The 17,761-nt window shown below is 67.7% G+C and carries 17 protein-coding genes; 4 read left to right on the top strand and 13 right to left on the bottom strand.

The window, feature by feature from the left end; genetic code table 11:
• Positions 1 to 26 precede the first annotated feature (26 nt).
• Entirely contained in the window at positions 27 to 350 is a 324-nt protein-coding gene (locus BDK89_RS02570; RefSeq protein ID WP_133867465.1) for a hypothetical protein, read from the bottom strand.
• 134 nt (positions 351 to 484) lie between these two features.
• Here BDK89_RS02570 and BDK89_RS02565 point away from each other — a divergent pair, with 134 nt between their 5' ends.
• A complete protein-coding gene (locus BDK89_RS02565) occupies positions 485 to 946 on the top strand; it encodes a winged helix-turn-helix transcriptional regulator (protein ID WP_133867464.1) in 462 nt (153 codons plus the stop codon).
• A 19-nt stretch (positions 947 to 965) separates the two neighbouring features.
• On the opposite strand, the gene BDK89_RS02560 is transcribed toward BDK89_RS02565, so the two are convergent.
• The 5 genes from BDK89_RS02560 to BDK89_RS02540 form a co-directional block, all read right to left on the bottom strand.
• A complete protein-coding gene (locus BDK89_RS02560; RefSeq protein WP_133867463.1) occupies positions 966 to 1,367 on the bottom strand; it encodes a tautomerase family protein in 402 nt (133 codons plus the stop codon).
• Between the two features lie 96 nt (positions 1,368 to 1,463).
• Positions 1,464 to 3,890 (bottom strand): dipeptide ABC transporter ATP-binding protein, encoded by a 2,427-nt coding sequence (locus BDK89_RS02555; RefSeq protein ID WP_133867462.1) that lies wholly within the window; start codon positions 3,888 to 3,890, stop codon positions 1,464 to 1,466.
• 48 nt (positions 3,891 to 3,938) lie between these two features.
• Positions 3,939 to 4,814, bottom strand: a complete 876-nt coding sequence (locus BDK89_RS02550; RefSeq protein ID WP_133867461.1) for an ABC transporter permease — start codon at positions 4,812 to 4,814, stop codon at positions 3,939 to 3,941.
• Positions 4,811 to 5,779 carry an ABC transporter permease gene (locus BDK89_RS02545; RefSeq protein ID WP_208293938.1) on the bottom strand — a complete coding sequence of 323 codons (969 nt, stop codon included), beginning with the start codon at positions 5,777 to 5,779 and terminating at the stop codon, positions 4,811 to 4,813. The genes BDK89_RS02550 and BDK89_RS02545 overlap by 4 nt, the downstream gene beginning before the upstream one ends.
• Positions 5,780 to 5,832: 53 nt before the next feature.
• Entirely contained in the window at positions 5,833 to 7,587 is a 1,755-nt protein-coding gene (locus BDK89_RS02540) for an ABC transporter substrate-binding protein (protein ID WP_133867460.1), read from the bottom strand.
• 217 nt (positions 7,588 to 7,804) lie between these two features.
• Between BDK89_RS02540 and BDK89_RS02535 the strand changes: the two genes are divergently transcribed.
• Positions 7,805 to 8,728 (top strand): LysR family transcriptional regulator, encoded by a 924-nt coding sequence (locus BDK89_RS02535; RefSeq protein ID WP_133867459.1) that lies wholly within the window; start codon positions 7,805 to 7,807, stop codon positions 8,726 to 8,728.
• A gap of 27 nt (positions 8,729 to 8,755) precedes the next feature.
• On the opposite strand, the gene BDK89_RS02530 is transcribed toward BDK89_RS02535, so the two are convergent.
• The 7 genes from BDK89_RS02530 to BDK89_RS02500 form a co-directional block, all read right to left on the bottom strand.
• On the bottom strand, positions 8,756 to 9,145 hold the full coding sequence (locus BDK89_RS02530; RefSeq protein WP_133867458.1) for a hypothetical protein: 390 nt from the start codon (positions 9,143 to 9,145) through the stop codon (positions 8,756 to 8,758).
• 31 nt (positions 9,146 to 9,176) lie between these two features.
• Positions 9,177 to 10,166: an NAD-dependent epimerase/dehydratase family protein gene (locus BDK89_RS02525; protein WP_133867457.1), complete on the bottom strand. Its 990-nt coding sequence runs from the start codon at positions 10,164 to 10,166 to the stop codon at positions 9,177 to 9,179.
• A complete protein-coding gene (locus BDK89_RS02520; RefSeq protein WP_133867456.1) occupies positions 10,163 to 11,194 on the bottom strand; it encodes a phytanoyl-CoA dioxygenase family protein in 1,032 nt (343 codons plus the stop codon). The genes BDK89_RS02525 and BDK89_RS02520 overlap by 4 nt, the downstream gene beginning before the upstream one ends.
• Positions 11,195 to 11,393: 199 nt before the next feature.
• Positions 11,394 to 12,344: a YeiH family protein gene (locus BDK89_RS02515; protein ID WP_166657331.1), complete on the bottom strand. Its 951-nt coding sequence runs from the start codon at positions 12,342 to 12,344 to the stop codon at positions 11,394 to 11,396.
• A 62-nt stretch (positions 12,345 to 12,406) separates the two neighbouring features.
• A complete protein-coding gene (locus tag BDK89_RS02510) occupies positions 12,407 to 13,474 on the bottom strand; it encodes an LLM class flavin-dependent oxidoreductase (protein WP_133867454.1) in 1,068 nt (355 codons plus the stop codon).
• An 8-nt stretch (positions 13,475 to 13,482) separates the two neighbouring features.
• Positions 13,483 to 14,595 carry a Gfo/Idh/MocA family protein gene (locus BDK89_RS02505; RefSeq protein ID WP_133867453.1) on the bottom strand — a complete coding sequence of 371 codons (1,113 nt, stop codon included), beginning with the start codon at positions 14,593 to 14,595 and terminating at the stop codon, positions 13,483 to 13,485.
• Between the two features lie 100 nt (positions 14,596 to 14,695).
• Complete coding sequence (locus BDK89_RS02500) at positions 14,696 to 15,595, bottom strand: aldo/keto reductase (RefSeq protein WP_133867452.1); 900 nt, start codon at positions 15,593 to 15,595, stop codon at positions 14,696 to 14,698.
• Positions 15,596 to 15,700: 105 nt separating this feature from the next.
• On the opposite strand from BDK89_RS02500, the gene BDK89_RS02495 reads away from it, so the two are divergent.
• Together BDK89_RS02495 and betA are read left to right on the top strand one after the other, a co-directional pair.
• Positions 15,701 to 16,057 carry a DUF2200 domain-containing protein gene (locus BDK89_RS02495; RefSeq protein WP_133867451.1) on the top strand — a complete coding sequence of 119 codons (357 nt, stop codon included), beginning with the start codon at positions 15,701 to 15,703 and terminating at the stop codon, positions 16,055 to 16,057.
• 2 nt (positions 16,058 to 16,059) lie between these two features.
• Positions 16,060 to 17,757: a choline dehydrogenase gene (betA, locus tag BDK89_RS02490; protein WP_133870946.1), complete on the top strand. Its 1,698-nt coding sequence runs from the start codon at positions 16,060 to 16,062 to the stop codon at positions 17,755 to 17,757.
• The last annotated feature ends 4 nt before the right edge of the window (positions 17,758 to 17,761 follow it).

Genomic DNA, 17,761 nt, shown 5'->3' with positions numbered 1-17,761 from the left:
CCTCGCCGGTTGTCGGCGCCGGCTGCCTACATCGGGTCGATCTCGGTCACGGCGACGACGACCTCGTGATCGGTACAGCCCGTCACGTCGGTCCAGATGTCGCAGACGCCGCGCATGTACGCCTCGCGCTCCGCGAGCTGGGTCGGGTGCCCGACGACGCACGCCACGATCGACGACGTACTCGGTCGTCCTTCCGTGAACATGTAGCCCTCGGGAACCGCTCGCCACGACACGGACACCGACTCGCCGGGATAGTGCGAACCGTGGAGCTCCTCGAGGCGACGCTCCAGTTCGCCGGTTGCGGCGTGGGCGGCTCCCCCGTCCTGGATGACGCAGCTGAAGTGTCCCATGTGCCCTCCGACGGCTCGACGAGTGTTCGACCGCGAACCGATCCGTACGAACCGGTCCGAGGCGATGGTAGCTGTGAGCTACCTTCGGCGTCAACGATCGGTAGCGCTCGACTACTGGCACTATCGTCAGCGCCATGAAGCTGACCGAACTCGGTGAGCAGCGCTGCCCGATGGCACAGGCCCTCGGCGAGATCGGCGACGCGTGGAGCCTGCTCATCCTGCGCGAGGCGTTCTACGGCCGCCGACGTTTCTCCGAGTTCGTCGAGCACACCGAGGCCCAGAAGACGGTGGTGTCGGCGCGCCTCAAGCAGCTCGTCGGCGCCGGGATCCTCGAGCGCGAGCGGTACAGCGAAGCACCGACTCGCCACCACTACGTACTGACGGAGAAGGGCCGCGATCTCGCCGGCGTGATGGTCATGCTGACCGAGTGGGGACGGCGATGGGTCGACCGCGACGAACCGGAGGTGACGCTCGTGCACGCCCCGTGCGAACACGACCTGCGGCCGCAACTCCAGTGTGCCGAGTGCGGAGATCGCGTGGCGGACGGGTCGATCACGGCCCGGTTCAGCCGGCACCAGACCGGTTCACCCGGCTGATCCCCGCCGACCGCCCGGCCTACTCGGCCGAGCTGCCGATCGCCTTCCAGGCCTCCTCGTCGGCCGAGCCCGGCTCGGGCAGGAGAACGCCGCCCTCCATCGTGTACGAGGCGTCGACGTCGACCGAGACCGCGGTGACCGACGAGGTCGCGATGCTGGCGCGGTCGGCCAGCGCGGCGGCCAACCGGTCGGTGAGCTGTTGCTTCTGCGCGTCGGTGCGACCGTGCCGGATCGTGCCGAACACCAGGGCGCTCTGCCCCTCGTCGAGTCGGCCGTCGTCATCGTCGGCGAAGAGGACGTGCACGAACGATCGGGGCGCCCCGGTGATGCCGCAATGGATGTCGACCACATCGTTCGCAAAGGCCTGGCGTTGCTCGAGCGAGAGCAGACCCGGGCGGGTCAGGGTTCGGTACAGCGGCACGGCACTCCTCCTCGTTCACCGACGATGAGCACCGTAGAACCGATCCGCGTCGGTAGTCAAGAACTACCGACCGGGGAGGATAGATCGTCGGACTCGTCAGCGGCCCGAGAGCGATGGCGATTCGGGGTCAGGACGCACGTCGATCGAGACCGGGGTCTCGATGGGGTGGTGGCAGGCAACGGCGTGACCGACTCCCAGTTCGGTCAGCGCAGGGTCGTCGACGCGGCAGCGATCGGTCGCAACGTCGCAGCGAGGCGCGAACGCACATCCGGGCGCACGGTCCACCAACTCCGGTGGACGACCCTCGATCGCAGTCGGGAGCGCCCCCGGGGCGTCGTCGAGGCGCGGGATCGAACGCAGCAGCGCCCTGGTGTAGGGATGCTTCGGCTCGGCGAACAGGCTCGAGACGTCGGTGTGCTCGACGACGCGACCGGCGTACATGACCGCCACGTCGTCGGCCCGACCGGCAACCACGCCGAGGTCGTGGGTGACGAGCACCATCGCCATGTGCCGCTCGCGTCGTTGCACCTGCAGCAGGTCGAGCACCTGGGCCTGCACCGTCACGTCGAGTGCCGTGGTCGGCTCGTCGGCGAAGAGCAGATGCGGGTCACACGACAGGGCGATCGCGATCATCGCCCGCTGCCGCATGCCACCGGACAACTGGTGCGGGTACTCGTCGAAGCGGCGTTCCGGATCGGGAATCCGAACGGAGCGGAGGAGTTCGATGCCGCGTTCACGGGCGGCGCGATCGTCGAGATCCAGGTTGGCGGCGATCGCGTCGGTGATCTGTCGACCGATCTTGTACATCGGGTGGAGCGACTGGGAGGGATCCTGGAAGATCATCGCCATGTCGCCGCCCCACAACGAGCGCATCGCCCGGTTGCTCAGATCGTCGATCCGCCGCTCCCCGAACGTGATCGTGCCCGAGCGGTGCACACCGTTGGGCGGCAACAGGTTCATGATCGAACGCGACAACACCGTCTTGCCCGAGCCCGACTCGCCGACGACCCCGAGCGTGCGACCCGGCCAGATGTCGAGATCGACGCCGTCGACCGCCCGCACGAGCCCACGCGGCGTGTCGAAGCTGGTCCGCAACGAACGGACAGAAACGAGGGGTCGATCAGGCACCGGCCGATCACTCGACGCCGACTGCGATGCACGGGCCTCGACGGTCACCGAGGGCGCAACGGTTCGTGGCTCGGTGTCGATCGGATGGTGGCAGGCGACGAAGGACTGCTCGCTCGTCGGCTCGATCGTCGGCTCGACCTCGGCACACAGCGTCGTCGCCCGTTCGCATCGGGTCCGAAACCGGCACCCCGACGGCGGGTTGACGGGCGACGGCAACTCACCGAGCTCGTGGACCTCGTCACCGACCACCACCGACGGGTCCGGTAGCGGGATCGCATCGAGGAGCATGCGGGTGTACGGGTGACGCGGCTGCTCGAAGACCTCGTCGGGGGTGCCGACCTCGCAGATCTTGCCTAGGTACATCACGGCGATGCGATCGGACATGGCCTTGACCACGGCGAGATCGTGCGCGATCAGCACGAGCGCCAGGTCGCGCCGCTCGGTCAGGTCGTGCAGCACGTTCAAGACCTGCGCCTGAACCGACACGTCGAGCGCCGAGACCGGCTCGTCACAGATGAGCACCGAGGGTTCCCGAACCAGACTGCGCGCGATGCAGATGCGCTGGGCCTGACCGCCGGAGAACTCGTGCGGCCGCTTGTGGAGGGTCTGGTCGGGATCGATGCCGACCTCGAGCAGCGCCGTTCGGGCGCGTTGCTCGGCTTCGCTCCGGAACGTCGACAGCTGTGTCCGACGCGTCAGCGCCGTCACTGCCTCGACCATTGCGCCGACGACGGCGAGCGCCGACCACAGAACGGCGGCGAGCAAGCCGCCTGCAACCAGCGGTGCTGCGAGCACGATGCCGACGACCGCGGCGACGATCACCGGCACGGTCGGCGATCCGTCGCTCATGTCGTAGCCCAAGAGCAGTTGGACGAGCAGCGCACCGACGAGCAGGCCGAGCCCGACCTTCGCTGCGGCGACGACCGAGCGCGTCGTGAGGCTTCGGACTGTGGAGGTCCACAGTCGACTTGCCCAACGCGACGGTGCCGAACGATCGAACCGGGACCGCCACTGGATCTCCAGCGGATCGATCAGGCTCTCGCCGATCGTGCGGCGGGGGTTGAGCGAGCCGATGGGGTCTTGGAACACCATCTCGAGGTGAGCGCGGCGCTCGTCGCCGATCCGCAACGCGGTCACGTCTTCGCCGCGAAGGCTGACCGTGCCGCTGCTGGGTCGCCAGATGCCGGCCACGGTGCGGCCGGCCGTCGACTTGCCACAGCCCGACTCACCGACGATGCCGAGCACCTCGTTCTCGAGGACGTCGAAGCTGACGCCCGACAGGGCGCGCACGCGATCGTGCGTGCCGTGGATCGGGAACTCGACGGTGATGTCGTCGACGCTGAGCGCAACCCGCGAGGAATCACGACGGAGGTGGGCGTCACCTGATCCGGCCATCTGGGCACCTCCGTTCGGCTTTGGGACGGATACCTGGTCGAGTGGCCATCAGTCGGCCGTCCTCTTGATGCTCCATCGAGCGCGGAGCCGTTCGCCCTGCACGTTCAGGGCCATGACGGTGATGAACATGGCGAGCGACGGCATCACGACCAGATACGGGTCGGTGCGCAGGTGGCGCTTGCCCTCGGAGATCATGGTGCCCCAACTGGCGGTGGGTGGCGGCACGCTCAAGCCGAGGAAGGCGAGGCCGCCCTCCAGCACGATCACGACGCCGAGCGACACGAGCGCAAAGGCGACGACGGGCATGACGACGTTGGGCAGGATGTCGCGACGGAGGATCCGCCGGTCACGCGCACCGTAGAGGCGCGAGGCGAGCACGTAGTCGCGGTCGGCCACACCCATCGAGTTCGCCCGGGAGATCCGCATGTAGATCGGGATCGAGAGCAGCCCGATCGTGATGGTCACCGTGGTCAAGCTCTGGCCGACGAATGCGATCACCCCGAGCAGCAGGACCATGCCGGGGAACGCCAGGATGACGTCGATGACCGCGCTCAAACCTGTGTCGAGATGACCGCGGAAGTAGCCGGCGACCAGGCCGAGTAGTCCGCCGAGGGTGAAGCCGATCCCGACGGCGACGACCGACACGAAGAGCGACACTCGTGCGCCGTAGACGAGCCGCGACAGGATGTCGCGACCGAGGCCGTCGGTACCGAGCAGGTGGCCGTCCGTACCCGGAGGCGACAATTTGTTTGCGATGTCGATGGCGAGCGGGTCGTCGATCGGCAGGATCGGCGCGGCGACCGCGACCACGACGAGCAGAACGAGCCAACCGGCACTCCAGTAGCCGAGGACCCTGCGGATCGGGCTGCGCCGACGACGGACGACGGTGTCGTCGGACGCGGCGAGCGGTTGGGCGAGGGTCACGGATTCAGGCTCCTGAGTCTCGGATCGACGACGAGGTAAGCGAGGTCGGCGAGGAAGTTGACGATGACGAAACTCGCAGCCATGACGAGGACCACGCCCTGCACGACCATCAGGTCGCGCTGGAAGATCGCGTCGACGAGCAACCGGCCCATGCCGGGCACGGCGAACAGCGTCTCCACGATCACCGCCCCTCCGATCATCGCTCCGATCTGCACGCCGAGCACCGTCAACAGGGTGAAGCTGGACGGGCGGAGCGCGTTGACGAACAGGAGCCGGCGGGTCGACACGCCCATCGAACGCGCCATCACCAGGTAGTCCTGCTGAAGTGTTGCGAGCATGTCGGTACGAAGCACTCGGGTCAGCACGGCGATGTTGCCGATCGCCAGCGTGAGCGCCGGCAAGATCGCCCCCCGCAGGTTGTCGGCGAGGTTCTCCGGGAACGGTGTCAGGCGCGTCCAGCCGGTCGCTGGAAGTAGCGAGGTCTCGACCGCCAACGTGTAGATCAACACGAGGGCGAGCACGAAGGTCGGGACCGAGAGCATCCCGAACGAGACGGTCGACGTGACCTGGTCGAACGCTCGGCCGACCCAATGGGCCGAGCCGACCGCCAGGGGGATCGACAGGAGTGAGATGGCGAGTGCCAGCGCACCGATCTCGAGCGTGACCGGCGCCCGGTTGGCGATCTCACCGGCGACGGGCTGGTTCGTGATGTACGAACTCCCGAAGTCGCCGCGCACCACGCCAGACAGCCAGTCGAGGTAACGCAGCGGCAGGGGCTCGTCGAGACCGAGCTCGTCACGGACCCGTTCGAGCGCCTCGGGTGTCGCGTCCTCGGTGCCGAGCACCTGCAGCGCCGGGTCGCCGGGCAGCAGGCTCGTCAGCATGAAGGTGAGCACCGAGACGGCGAACAGCACGCCGACCAGGACCAGCAGCCGGTGGCCGATCTGTCGGACGACGGGCGGCACCCGGAGCGGCCGTGCCGGGCCGGACGCTAGGCCCGACCCGGCAGCTGGCTCGGTCACTGGCCGGTGAGGTACGCCTGCACGAGGCGGGCCTGGGCCTGGGCGTGTCCGTTGCCGGGCGTGCCGTCGGGATACGTCCAGCCGTCGACGCCGGCGATGTCGTCGGCGTGAGCAAGTGCCGACACCGTGTAGCCGGCGTAGACGATCGGGGCCAGTTCGACCATGTGCTCGTTGAAGGCCATGTAGACGGCCTGACGTTCGTCGACATCCACGGTCGAGCGGCCCTGGTTCAGGAGTTCGTCGGTGGTCTCGTCGTAGATGTTGGCGTAGTTCGTCGAGTTGCCGACTGCGGGCTCGCCGCCCCAGAAGGCGAACGGGTCCTGGTCGCTGCCCTGACGCCAGCACGACGCCTGGAACGAACCGATGAAGTCGGGCGCCTCACCGACGACTTCCTGACCGAGTGCTGCGCTCTCGAGCTGGTTGATCTCCACGTTCACCTGGCCGGTGCTGCTCCACATCGCCTGGGCCGCCTGGGCGAACTCCACGAAGTCGCCTTCAGGCAGGCAGTTGAGCGTAAGGTCGATCGAACTACCCGGCTCCTTGCCATCGGACCGTTCGGGGTCGTCGATGTACTCCTGGAGCATCGCCTGGGCGCCCTCGTCGTCGGCCTGCAGTGCGTCGTAGGTCGCGGCAGCGTCGAGCGAGTGGTGCGGGTGTTCGGGGCCGACGAGTTGGCTCGCGGGCGGGCTGATGTCTTCGCCGCCGAGCACGGCGATCAGGCCCGGCTGGTCGGACAGACCGATCAGCCCGTATCGCACGCGCATGTCGTCGGTCGGTGCGTTCATCATGTTGAGCAGGGTGCCCGTGCTCTGATTGCCGAGATTGCGACCGACCGAGACGCCACCGATGCCGTCGAGTGCGCGCACGGTGCTGCCCGAGTACGTGTTCATCATGTCGATGTCGCCCGACTCGAGGGCTGCGAGGCGGGTGTCCTCGTCGGGGATCGGACGGAAGGTGATGCTGTCCAGGTACGGCAACTGTGCCCCGCTGTCGTCCGTGCGCCAGTAGTCGGCGTTGCGGGTCAGGACGATCTCCGAGCCACGGTCCCACTTCTCCATCACGAACGGTCCCGTTCCGATCGGGTTCTCGCTGAACGCAACCGGGTCGGCCTTGAATGCACCGGGTTCGAACACGAGTCCGGCCACCGACGCGAGCGTCTGCGTGAACGAGGCGTCGGGCCCGGCCAGGGTGATCGTCACGGCCAGGTCGCCGTCGGGGGTCATCTCGGTGATGTTGCCGAGGCGACCGAGCAGCCGCGAGTCTTCGGCGGTCGACACCTCGAGCATCTCGATGAGCGTTGCTGCATCGAGCGGGACGCCGTTCGAGAAGGTGATGCCGGCAGGCAGCGTGATCGTCCACTCGCTCGCGTCCTCGTTGGGCACGATCGATTCGGCGAGGTACGGCTGCGGGACGCCATTCGCGTCGGTCTCGACCAGCGGGTCGTAGACATGGCGTGCGACGGTCAGGCACGCATCGCTGCAGCCGTCGACGGTCGGGCTCCAGCCCGCCGGTTCGCCGTCGACGCCGACGATGATCGAGCCGCCGTAACGGTCGCCACCATCGCTGTCGGCATCGCCGGCATCGTCGCCGGCCGCTTCTGTGGTGTCGGCGACGTCGCCGCTGTCGCTGTCGCCACCTTCGTCGGTGTCGCCACCGTCGTCGGCTTCCGCTTCGGTGGACTCCGAATCGGACGACTCGTCGTCCGAGCCGCAGCCGACGGCGATGAGTCCTGTGGCGATCGTGATCGCCACTGCTTGCCTACTGATCGTTCGACGCAACGTCGTCCCCCTTCTCGGTGCTCCCTCGGATCGGACTCCGGGGAATATTCGGCCGCGGACGACGGGCACTCCGAGACGACCGGGTGAGGCCCCTCTGGCTGCGTCGTACCGCTGACGTGTGGTGACACCATCCCAAGTCGGTCGCCCCGACGGAACCGCCAGGATGACTAGAAGGTCATAGGCTGAACGCATGGCCTCCCCCACGATCGTCGACGGGATCGACATCTCCGCGATCCGACTCTTCCTGTCCGTCATCGAGCTCGGGAGCGTCTCGAAGGCAGCTGAGCGCCACGTGTTGGCGCAGCCGTCCGCCACTGCCAAGCTGCAGAAGCTCGAACGCCAGCTCGGCGTCGCGATCCTCGAACGCAGCCCGACCGGCTCGAAGCCGACCGCGGCCGGCATCGGCCTTGCACCAGCGTGCGCCGAAGTACTCACGACGGCGTCGGAACTCGTCGAGCGAGCCGATGCGCTGCGCAACGAGGCCACCCGACTCGCGGTTGCGACCACCCGACACGTCGCCGAGCACCGCCTCCCCGGGTGGATCATCGCCGCCGGACTCCACGACATCCGCCTCGACCTGGTCGAAACGAACACGCTCGGCGTCGCTCAAGAGGTTCGCAACCGCGGCGTGGCCATCGGTTTCATCGAAGGCCCGCACCCGCCCATCGGTCTCAGCTCCGAGGTCGTTGCGACGGAGGAACTCGTGCCGGTGGTCGGATCGTCGCACCCGTGGTCGAACCGACGGCGCGCCGTGACACCCGCCGATCTGATGAAGACGACGATGGTGCTGCCTCGGCCCGGATCCGGCACACGCGACGTGGTGGAGGCGGCGCTGCACGACGAGCCGCGGACGGCGGAGTCGAACCACTTCGAGGTATCGACCGGTTCTGCCGCCAGGCTCGCTGCGATCAACGGGGCGGGCATCGCTTTTCTGCCGGCCAGCCGCGTCGAAGACGACCTCGCAGCTGGACGTCTGCACCTCATCGAGGTGAAGGACACCACGATCATCCAACCCGTGCGAGCGATCTGGCGGGGTGCCCGTCCGTCGATCAAGGCCGCGGCGCGCCTGCTCGATGCGGTGCTCGCCGCACGGGCACCAGCGCTACTCGGTTGATCGCTGCGCGTCAGAGCTGCGGGCAGATCAGTTGTCGGGTGCGATGTTGAAGACGACCTGGGAGATGCGATCGTCTTCGATGGTGATGCGCGTGCAGATCGGGGTGACGACCTCGTCGCCGTCGGAACTGGTGCCGACCCGGTCGAACATGAGGTAGATCACGTTGGCGATCACTCGCGAGTAGATGCGGACGTACCGAGCATCGGGCATGTTCGTCTTCATCCGCTCTTCCGTGCGGCGGCGGGCCTCGAGCATCTCGTCGACGGTGAGACTCTTGTCGTTGGGGTTCGCCGGCTCGTGCATCACGGTCACCGACGGACCCCAGTGCTCGGCCATGAGCTCGCCGTATCGGCGGCGGTCCCCGAGTTCGTGGGAAGCGTGCAGTTCGGCTCGTAGCCGGTCGAGGTCGATGGACATGACAGCTCCTTGGGACGCTCGGCGTCGTCGGTCAGACGACCGACGCGTGTTCGCTGATGATGCGGTCGACCAGCCGATCGACCGCCGAATCGGGTTGATAGCCGGAGGCCAGCCGTGCCCGACCGAACTCGGCCGTGCGTCGGAGGCCCTCCGCCAGTGTCACCTCACACCGCCACCCGTCGACGACCGACCGGACATGTGACGTGTCGAAAATCATCGAGTCCGCCTTGTCGCCACGCAAGGGCGCCGACCACTGCGGCTCGTACTCGACGAGTGTGTCGGTGGGGACGTGGACGAGTTCGACGTCGAGATCGAGCGCACCACCGACCTGGCGAAGGATCGTGTTCCACGACAACGCCGTCTCGCTCGTGATGTTGAACGTCGAGCCGACGGTTGCACCGCTCTCGAAGAGTCCGACGAAGGCGGATGCGAAGTCGGCGGCATGCGTGAGGGTCCACATCGAGTCACCGTCATCGTGGACGAGGATCGGTTTCCCGGCGAGCATCCGCCAGGTCTGGTGTTCGCTCTGCAGCACCGCGCTCGGAAGGCGGGTTCGGTAGGTGTGGCTCGGGCGCACGATGGTGACGGGGAGGACGCCGGCTTGCTGAGCATCGAGCAACGTTCGCTCACACGCCAGCTTGGCCAGGCCGTACGCCGAGAACGAATTCCCGACCGGGGTCGACTCGGTGACTCGCTCGTCGGCGATCGGCCGGCGGTAGACCGCTGCGGACGACACGAACACGAACTGACCACAGCGACCGGAGAACGCCTCGATGTCACGGACTGCATCCGCACCGTCGAACGCCATGAACTGGCACACCACATCGAACGTGCGGCCGCCGAGAGCCGCATACGGCTCATCAGAGCGCAGATCACCCACGATCGACTCCACACCGTCGGGCAGCAACTCGCTCCGGTTGCCCCGATTGAGGACTGCGACATCGTGACCGGCAGCAAGTGACCGCTCGACACAGGCGTGCGAGATTTCGCCGGTGCCGCCGACGTACAGGACCCGGGTCACGGATCGGCCACGAGCAGCTCGGCGCCGTCATCGACCAGGCGGGCGCCGCCGACGAGATGGGCGTCGAGGAAGTGGTTCACGCGCTGCGGCGGACTGACGAACCGGACGTTCCGATCGATCCCGTGCGGCGACGGCACCTCGAACGCCTGCCGAGCGCTCTCGTCGAAAACGAGTCGGCCGTCGGCGAGTTCGCCGGAGTCGAGCAGACGCAGCGTCGGGTCAACGTCGAGCTGCCGCCGGATCTCGGGGTCGATGTCGTGGAGGACGACGCCGCGATAGTGCTTGGCGATGGCCTCGTGATAGGTCAGCGCCAGCATCGGACGCGGCGTGTCGGACGGATTGGGCACCCCGCGGTGCCACATGCGGGGATCGCGGAAGCAGACGCCACCTGCCGGTATCTCCATCGATGCGGGCGGACCCCACTTCTCGAGCAGATCGGGGTGCGACGCAGGACGCTCTCCCGGCTCCCAGGTGGTGACGATGGTCTCGCGGTGCGACCCCGGGTAGATCTCGGTCGCACCGGTCTCGATCGTGATGTCGGTGAGCGCCGTCGAACACGACAGCGTCGTGGTGCGCGGCGGCCACTCCTCGCCTGCGGCGAGGGCTTCCGCCTCCGTCGTCCAGGAGTATGGACGGTCGGCGTGCAGGGGTTGGGCTCCGCTGCCAGGGCAGTTCACGTTGCCGTTGTAGAAGCCGAGCCAGGCGCCGTCGCCGAGCACCGTCGCCACGACACTCTCGATCAGGGGATTCGCCACGATGTCAGCCGAGACGTACAGCGCAGAGCGACGGGGTCCGAGCTGGAGGTGCCCCTTGCCGGTCCGCTGCTCGTGCGGCGTCATCGTCGCTGCTTCACGAACCGCTGCCGTGTCGTCGAGCATCGATGCCAGCAGCACCTCACGCGTTTCGGCCGACACCAGGTTGCCGACGACGGCAAAACCGATCGTGCGGAGGTCGTCGCGGATCTGCGACAGCGTGGCGGGCGGCAGCGTGCCGGCGGCGCGATCGGCGTCGGTGGCGTGGTACGTCATGACGCCGACCCCGCGGACGGGATTCGGTCTGTCACGGTCGGGATCTCGCTCAGCCGACGAGCCGTCGTCGCGTTCCCCCGATTGTTCGCCTTCCGCAGCTCCAATCGCATGGCGACATCTTGACAATCGACGCCCGACGGCTGAACCCTGCACCTCGCTGTACCGTCATAGGCGGTCACTATCGGCAGGTCACTCATCGTCAAACGGCGATCGACGTACCGACGAATGCGGCTCCGGCCACGAGCACCCAGGCTGCCATGCCGAGCGCGAGCGGTCGCCCGCTCAAGCGCCGCAACCGGTCGATGCGCACGCCGAGCCCCAGTGCGACGAGTGCGACGGTCAGAGCGATCTTCTCCAGATCGGCGCCGAGCGTCAGTGCGTTCGGGCCGAGCAGCCCTGCGCTCCGCACGAGCACTGCGACAAGGAACCCGACGACGAAGAGCGGGACCAAGGGCGGCCGTTCCGTCTCGTCGCTCGGTCCGACCCGAACGGGTCGCCGGCGCAGGGCGACGATTGCCACCAGGGGTGCCAGCAGGACGACCCGCGTCAGTTTGACGACCGTCGCTGCAGCGAGCGCTTCGCTGCCCCCGGTTCCGGCGGTCGCCACGACCTGGCCGACGTCGTGCACGGCGGCGCCGACCCAGGTGCCGAACGCTGCTCCGGTGAGGTCGACCGCGGAGGCGATCGACGGGAGCACGATGATCGACAACGAGCCGCACAGCGTGACGAGTGCGATCGCGTAGGCAGTTTCTTCTTCGTCGGCGTCGACGACTCCGTCCATCGCCGCGATCGCGGATGCTCCGCAGATCGAGTAGCCGGTTGCGATCAACAGGCCGAGTCGGTCGTCGACGCCCATGCGGCGAGCGAGCCATTGCGTGCCGAGGAACGTCACGGTGACCACGCCGGCCACCACGCCGAGTCCACGTACACCGAGCGCTCCGAGATCGCCGAGCGACAGTCGAAGGCCGAGCAGCACGAGGCCCGCACGCAGAATCGTCCGGGCGCAGAAGGCGATGCCGGGCTCGAACCGACTCGGCAGCTCGATGCAGTTCGCGACGACGGCACCGGCGATCACCCCGACCACGAGCGGCGACAGCACCGACGGGCCGAAGCCGGCGACCACCGTCGCGCCGACCGCCAGCACCCCCACGAGCGCGAGGCCCGTGAGGATGCTGCGGGGGGTTGCGGTGCGGTCGTCGAACGTTCGGGGCGTCAGACGACTGCGACCGGGTGCGGGTCGAATCGGAGTGCTCCGTGGTCGATGCGTCCGAGGACGTGCCGGGCGAACAGGTCGCATTCGGCGGCGTGGGGATAGCCGGAGAAGATGAACGACTCGATGCCGGCGTCGATCAGTTCTTCGATCTTGGCGTGCACCTGGTCGGGGTCACCGACGATCGCCGCTCCTGCGCCCGACCGGGCTCGGCCGACGCCGGTCCAGAGGTGGCGCTCGACGTAGCCCTCGTCGTCCGACGATTCGCGCAGTGCCGCCTGGTTCGCCACACCCGCCGACGTCGAGTCGAGCGACTGCTTGCGGATCGCCTCACCGGTCTCGACGTCGAGGCGAGACAGCAGGCGACGTGCGGCGGCACGCGCCTCGTCCTCGGTCTCACGAACGATGACGTGCGATCGCCACCCGTAGCGCAGGGTGCGGCCGTACTCGGCGGCTCGGGCATCCATGTCGGCCTTGACCGCCAGGACCTTGTCGGTCGTGTCCGGCCACATCAAGAACACGTCGGCACCGCGTGCGGCGCACTCACGTGCGGCGGGCGACAAACCGCCGAAGTAGAAGAGCGGGCTGCGTCCGCTGACGGTGCGAGCACGAGGCGGATCGACCGACAGGTCGACGTGCTCACCGTGGAAGTCGACGGGTTTGCCGTCGAGCAGCTCGCGGAGGCAATACATGATCTCGGTCGAGCGGCGATAGCGCGGCTCGCTCTCGAGCTGTTCGCCCGGGCGGTCGGACGAGATGATGTTGATGGTCAGGCGGCCGCCCATCATCTGGTCGAGCGTCGCGACCTGGCGGGCGAGCTGCGGCACGATCAGCTCACCGCAGCGGACGGCGAGCAGCATGCGCATCGACGTCATCGATGCCATGCCGGCGGCGAAGGCCGTGTTGTCGATGCCGAGTGCGTAGCCCGACGGCAGCAGGACGTTGTCGTAGCCGTAGCGGTCGGCCGTCAGCACGATGTTGCGGCAGTGCTCGAACGAGCTGGCGAGATCGGGATCGGGCACCCCGAGGAACTCGTAGTCGTCGTCGCACAGGGCGCTGAACCAGGACATCTCGACGGTCATCGCACGGCCTCCCGGTCGTCGTCTCGTTGCATGATCTCGGACAGTTCGACCGGTCGGCCGAGGTCGATGCTGCGGTGTGCCGCAGCCCCCATCGCCACGGCCCAGTAACCGTCGTCGAGGGTCACGGCCGGCTGACCGCCCGTACGGATCGCCTCGGCGAACTCCACGTGCTCGATGAGACTGGAGCCGTGGTGGAGCCCTTGGTAGGTGATGCGATCGTCGCCGGCGGTCGACTTCTCCACGTTGCCGATGAAGTGCTCACCGCGTCGTCCGAGGTGGACGGTGTTCGACGGCATGCGGGCCTCGACCTTGCCGCGCGCGCCGACGACCGACATCTCTTCCTGCTCGTCGGTCGCCTCGGCGAACATGCACAGGTCGAGCAGCGCGCGTGCCCCGCTCGGGTAGTCGACGATCACGAAGGCGTTGTCGAGGATGTCGGGCGTACGACCGTCGTATTCCTCGTCGAGATGGTTGACGTCTTGTGCTCCCGACGCCATCACGCGGACCGGTCGCTCTCGCAGGACGAGGTTCATCAGGTCGAAGTAGTGGCAGGTCTTCTCGACGAGGGTGCCGCCGGTGTTCTCGCTGAACCGGTTCCAGTCACCGACCTTCTGCAGGAACGGGAACCGATGCTCGCGGATGGCGACCATGCGCGGCTGACCGACGGCGCCGTCGTGGACGTGTTCGACGAGAGCAGCGACGGCCGGCATGTAGCGGTACTCCATCGCCATCCAGGTGACGACCCCGTCTGGTCGATCGGCGGCGAGGGCGAGGATGCGCTCACAGTCTTCGACGGTGGTGCAGAGCGGCTTCTCGATCAGCACGTGCACCGGTCGTTGGAGAACGTCGGCCAGTACGTCGACGTGAGTGAAGTTGGGCGTCGCGATGACGACGGCATCGCACAGCTTGCTGTCGAGCAGGTCGACGTGGTCCTCGAACGCCGCCACCTCGCCATCGGCTGCCTGAACGCCGCGAGCCCGCGAGTCGGCGTTCGTGTCGGACACCGCCGTGACGACCGCTTCGTCGAGGGCATTGATGTTCTCGATGTGCTCGACCCCCATCATTCCGGTGCCGATCACCCCGTAGCGGATCACCTCGCCTCGTTTCATGACACCACGAAAGCACACTCCTCGTCGGGCAACCATGGGCAACTTGGCTGTGGGGTCATAGCCCGTACCTTGGGCCTGAATCGATCCGGTTCAGCGACGTCTACGGCAGCGGAGCGCCGTCCGATGCCTGGACGATCGCATAGACGTCCTCTCGGTCGAGGTGCACGTCCAGCGCTCGGAGTGAAGCCCCGATGCGGGCAACCTTCTGCGTTCCGACGATCGGGATGACGCCTGCAGGGTGAGACAGCACGAAGGCGAGGGCGATGTGCGACCGCTCGAGCCCCTCGCGCTCGGCGAGCCGGTCGAGGACGTCGAGCAGCTCGCTCGAGAGTCCGTGCCCCGTGGCGAGCGCTCCTCCCGCCAGCGGACTCCACGCCAGGGGTACCGTCCCATTGGCCATGCTGTAGTCGAGGGTGCCGTCGCGCATCGGTCCGAGCTCGACCGCCGAGAACTCGGGTTGCGTCGTGGCCAACGGAAAGTCGAGGAAGCGCTGCAGCGCCTCCGTCTGCCGCACGGTGTAGTTCGAGACGCCGACCTCACGCACCTTGCCGCTCTCTCGAAGGTTCGTGAGCGTCTCAGCGACCGCTTCTGGATGGGTGTAGCTGTCCGGCCGATGAACCTGGTAGAGGTCGATTCGATCGGTCTGCAAGCGACGAAGGGACGCCTCGCAAGCTGTCGTGAGCCACTCAGGTGACGAGTTGTAGGGCGTCGGCGGTGTGATTCCGCCTTTGGTCGCGAGCACCATCCGGTCGCGAAGCGAGGGCGTCGAGGCGAGGACGGCGCCGAGCATCTGCTCGGCGTCGCCGAACCCGTGCTGTCCGTCGAACCCGTAGATGTCGGCGGTGTCGATCAGGTTCATGCCTGCTTCGAGCGCCGCCTCGACGAGTTCTCGCGCCCGGTCGACTTCCTGCGATTCGAGCCGCCACTGGCCGTAAGCGATGGGGCCGACCACGGGGAGGTTGCCGAGCTTGCGTGGCTGAGAACGAACGAGGGAGGTCATTCGACCGAACGTAGCCGAGGACGTTCGGGCCGGCCCCGAGCCAGCCGTTTCCCGCGGCGAGGCTGCGCGCCGCACGACGGGCTGGTCTCGGTACGGTGAATCGCCATGCCTGACGAGCACCGCATCTACTCGATGAGCGTGGCGAGCGTGTACGTGCACTACGTGGCGAAGGCCGAACGGAAGGGCCGCACGAAGGACGAGGTCGACGAGATCCTGCGCTGGCTCACCGGCTTCGATCAGGCGACGCTCGATCGTCACCTGGCCGACGAGACCGACTTCCGCACCTTCTTCGATACAGCGCCCCTCAACCCCGATCGCCACCGGATCACCGGCGTCGTGTGCGGGGTTCGGGTCGAGAACGTCGAAGAACCGCTGATGCAGGAAATCCGCTACGCCGACAAGCTGATCGACGAGCTCGCCAAGGGCAAGGCGATGGACAAGATCCTGCGGAGTGCCTCATGAAGATGCTCGACCGGCTTCGACGCGGCGCCGGTGACGACGACCGGCCCTGGGACTACGTGATCGTGGGCGGCGGCAGCGCCGGGTGTGCGCTGGCCAACCGGTTGAGCGCCGACCCGTCGAACCGGGTGCTCGTGCTCGAGGCCGGACGGACCGACTGGAAGTGGGACGTCTTCATCCACATGCCGGCCGCGCTCACCTTCCCCATCGGTAGCCGCTTCTACGACTGGAAGTACGAGAGCGAGCCCGAGCCGCACATGAACGGGCGGCGGGTCTATCACGCTCGCGGCAAGGTGCTCGGCGGGTCGTCGAGCATCAACGGGATGATCTTCCAGCGGGGGAACCCGATGGACTTCGACAAGTGGGGCGCCACGCCCGGGCTGGAGCAGTGGGACTACGCCCACTGCCTCCCCTATTTCAAGCGGATGGAGCATCGCCTCCTCGGCGGTGACGCGTGGCGTGGCGACGACGGGCCGCTGCAGCTCGAAACCGGGCCCGCCAGCACTCCCCTCTTCCGGGCCTGGCTCGAAGCCGGACCGCAGGCGGGGTTCGCGTCGACCAGCGACGTCAACGGGTTCCGCCAGGAAGGCTTCGCCGTGTTCGACAAGAACATGACCAGGGGCCGCCGCCTCAGCGCGGCACGGGCGTACCTGCACCCGGTGCTCGACCGACCGAACCTGACCGTGCGCACCCTCGCCCAGGCGAACAAGATCCTGTTCGAGGGCAACCGCGCCGTCGGCGTCGAGTACCGACGCGGACGGCGCACCCACACGGTGCGAGCGTCGAACGTCGTGTGCTGCGGCGGGGCGTTCAACACACCGCAGCTGTTGCAGTTGAGCGGCGTCGGCGAACGCGACCATCTGGAATCGCTCGGGATCGACGTCGTGGCCGAGGTGCCCGGCGTGGGCGAGAACCTGCAGGACCACCTCGAGGTGTACGTGCAACACGCGTGCACGCAGCCGGTCTCGATGCAGCCGTACAACGCGACGTGGCGCCGCCCGTTCATCGGACTGCAGTGGCTGTTCCGACGCGGACCGGCGGCGACCAACCACTTCGAGGCCGGGGCGTTCGTGCGCAGCAACGACGACGTCGAGTACCCGAACCTGATGTTCCACTTCCTGCCGATCGCGATCCGCTACGACGGGTCGTCGCCCGAGGGCGGGCACGGCTACCAGGTGCACGTCGGCCCGATGTACAGCGACGTCCGCGGCACCGTGAAGATCCGATCGACCGACCCGCGCGAGCACCCGGCCGTGCGGTTCAACTACCTGTCGACCGAGGACGACCGGCGGGAGTGGATCGAGGCGATCCGCACCACCCGTCACATCCTGAGCCAGCCGGCGTTCGCGCCGTACGACGGCGGCGAGATCTCACCGGGGCCGTCCGTGGAGACCGACGAGGAGATCCTCGACTGGGTCCGCCGCGACGCCGAGACCGCACTCCACCCGTCGTGCACCGCGAAGATGGGGCCGGTGTCCGATCCGATGGCGGTCGTCGACCCGGACACGATGCAAGTGCACCACACCGAGGGTTTGTACGCCGTCGACGCGTCGGTCATGCCGGCGGTCAGCAACGGCAACATCTACGCCCCGACCATGATGATCGCCGAGCGGGCCGCCGACTTGATCCTCGGCAACGAGCCGCTCCCGCCCGACCACACCGAGGTGTACCGAGCGCCCGACGCCGGCCGCTACATGAGCTGAACGG

The organism is Ilumatobacter fluminis, from assembly GCF_004364865.1.
Lineage (GTDB): Bacteria > Actinomycetota > Acidimicrobiia > Acidimicrobiales > Ilumatobacteraceae > Ilumatobacter > Ilumatobacter fluminis.
Note: the sequence above shows the minus strand (reverse complement) of the source record. Positions and strands in the feature narration are given on the sequence as shown.

Excerpts from the sequence above, each read along its gene's own strand:
- BDK89_RS02535 (WP_133867459.1), top strand. The coding sequence starts at position 7,805 with ATGGCCTCCCCCACGATCGTCGACGGGATCGACATCTCCGCGATCCGA.
- BDK89_RS02570 (WP_133867465.1), bottom strand. The coding sequence starts at position 350 with ATGGGACACTTCAGCTGCGTCATCCAGGACGGGGGAGCCGCCCACGCC.
- BDK89_RS02495 (WP_133867451.1), top strand. The coding sequence starts at position 15,701 with ATGCCTGACGAGCACCGCATCTACTCGATGAGCGTGGCGAGCGTGTAC.
- betA (WP_133870946.1), top strand. The coding sequence starts at position 16,060 with ATGCTCGACCGGCTTCGACGCGGCGCCGGTGACGACGACCGGCCCTGG.
- BDK89_RS02500 (WP_133867452.1), bottom strand. The coding sequence starts at position 15,595 with ATGACCTCCCTCGTTCGTTCTCAGCCACGCAAGCTCGGCAACCTCCCC.
- BDK89_RS02530 (WP_133867458.1), bottom strand. The coding sequence starts at position 9,145 with ATGTCCATCGACCTCGACCGGCTACGAGCCGAACTGCACGCTTCCCAC.
- BDK89_RS02505 (WP_133867453.1), bottom strand. The coding sequence starts at position 14,595 with ATGAAACGAGGCGAGGTGATCCGCTACGGGGTGATCGGCACCGGAATG.
- BDK89_RS02510 (WP_133867454.1), bottom strand. The coding sequence starts at position 13,474 with ATGTCCTGGTTCAGCGCCCTGTGCGACGACGACTACGAGTTCCTCGGG.
- BDK89_RS02520 (WP_133867456.1), bottom strand. The coding sequence starts at position 11,194 with ATGACGTACCACGCCACCGACGCCGATCGCGCCGCCGGCACGCTGCCG.
- BDK89_RS02565 (WP_133867464.1), top strand. The coding sequence starts at position 485 with ATGAAGCTGACCGAACTCGGTGAGCAGCGCTGCCCGATGGCACAGGCC.
- BDK89_RS02555 (WP_133867462.1), bottom strand. The coding sequence starts at position 3,890 with ATGGCCGGATCAGGTGACGCCCACCTCCGTCGTGATTCCTCGCGGGTT.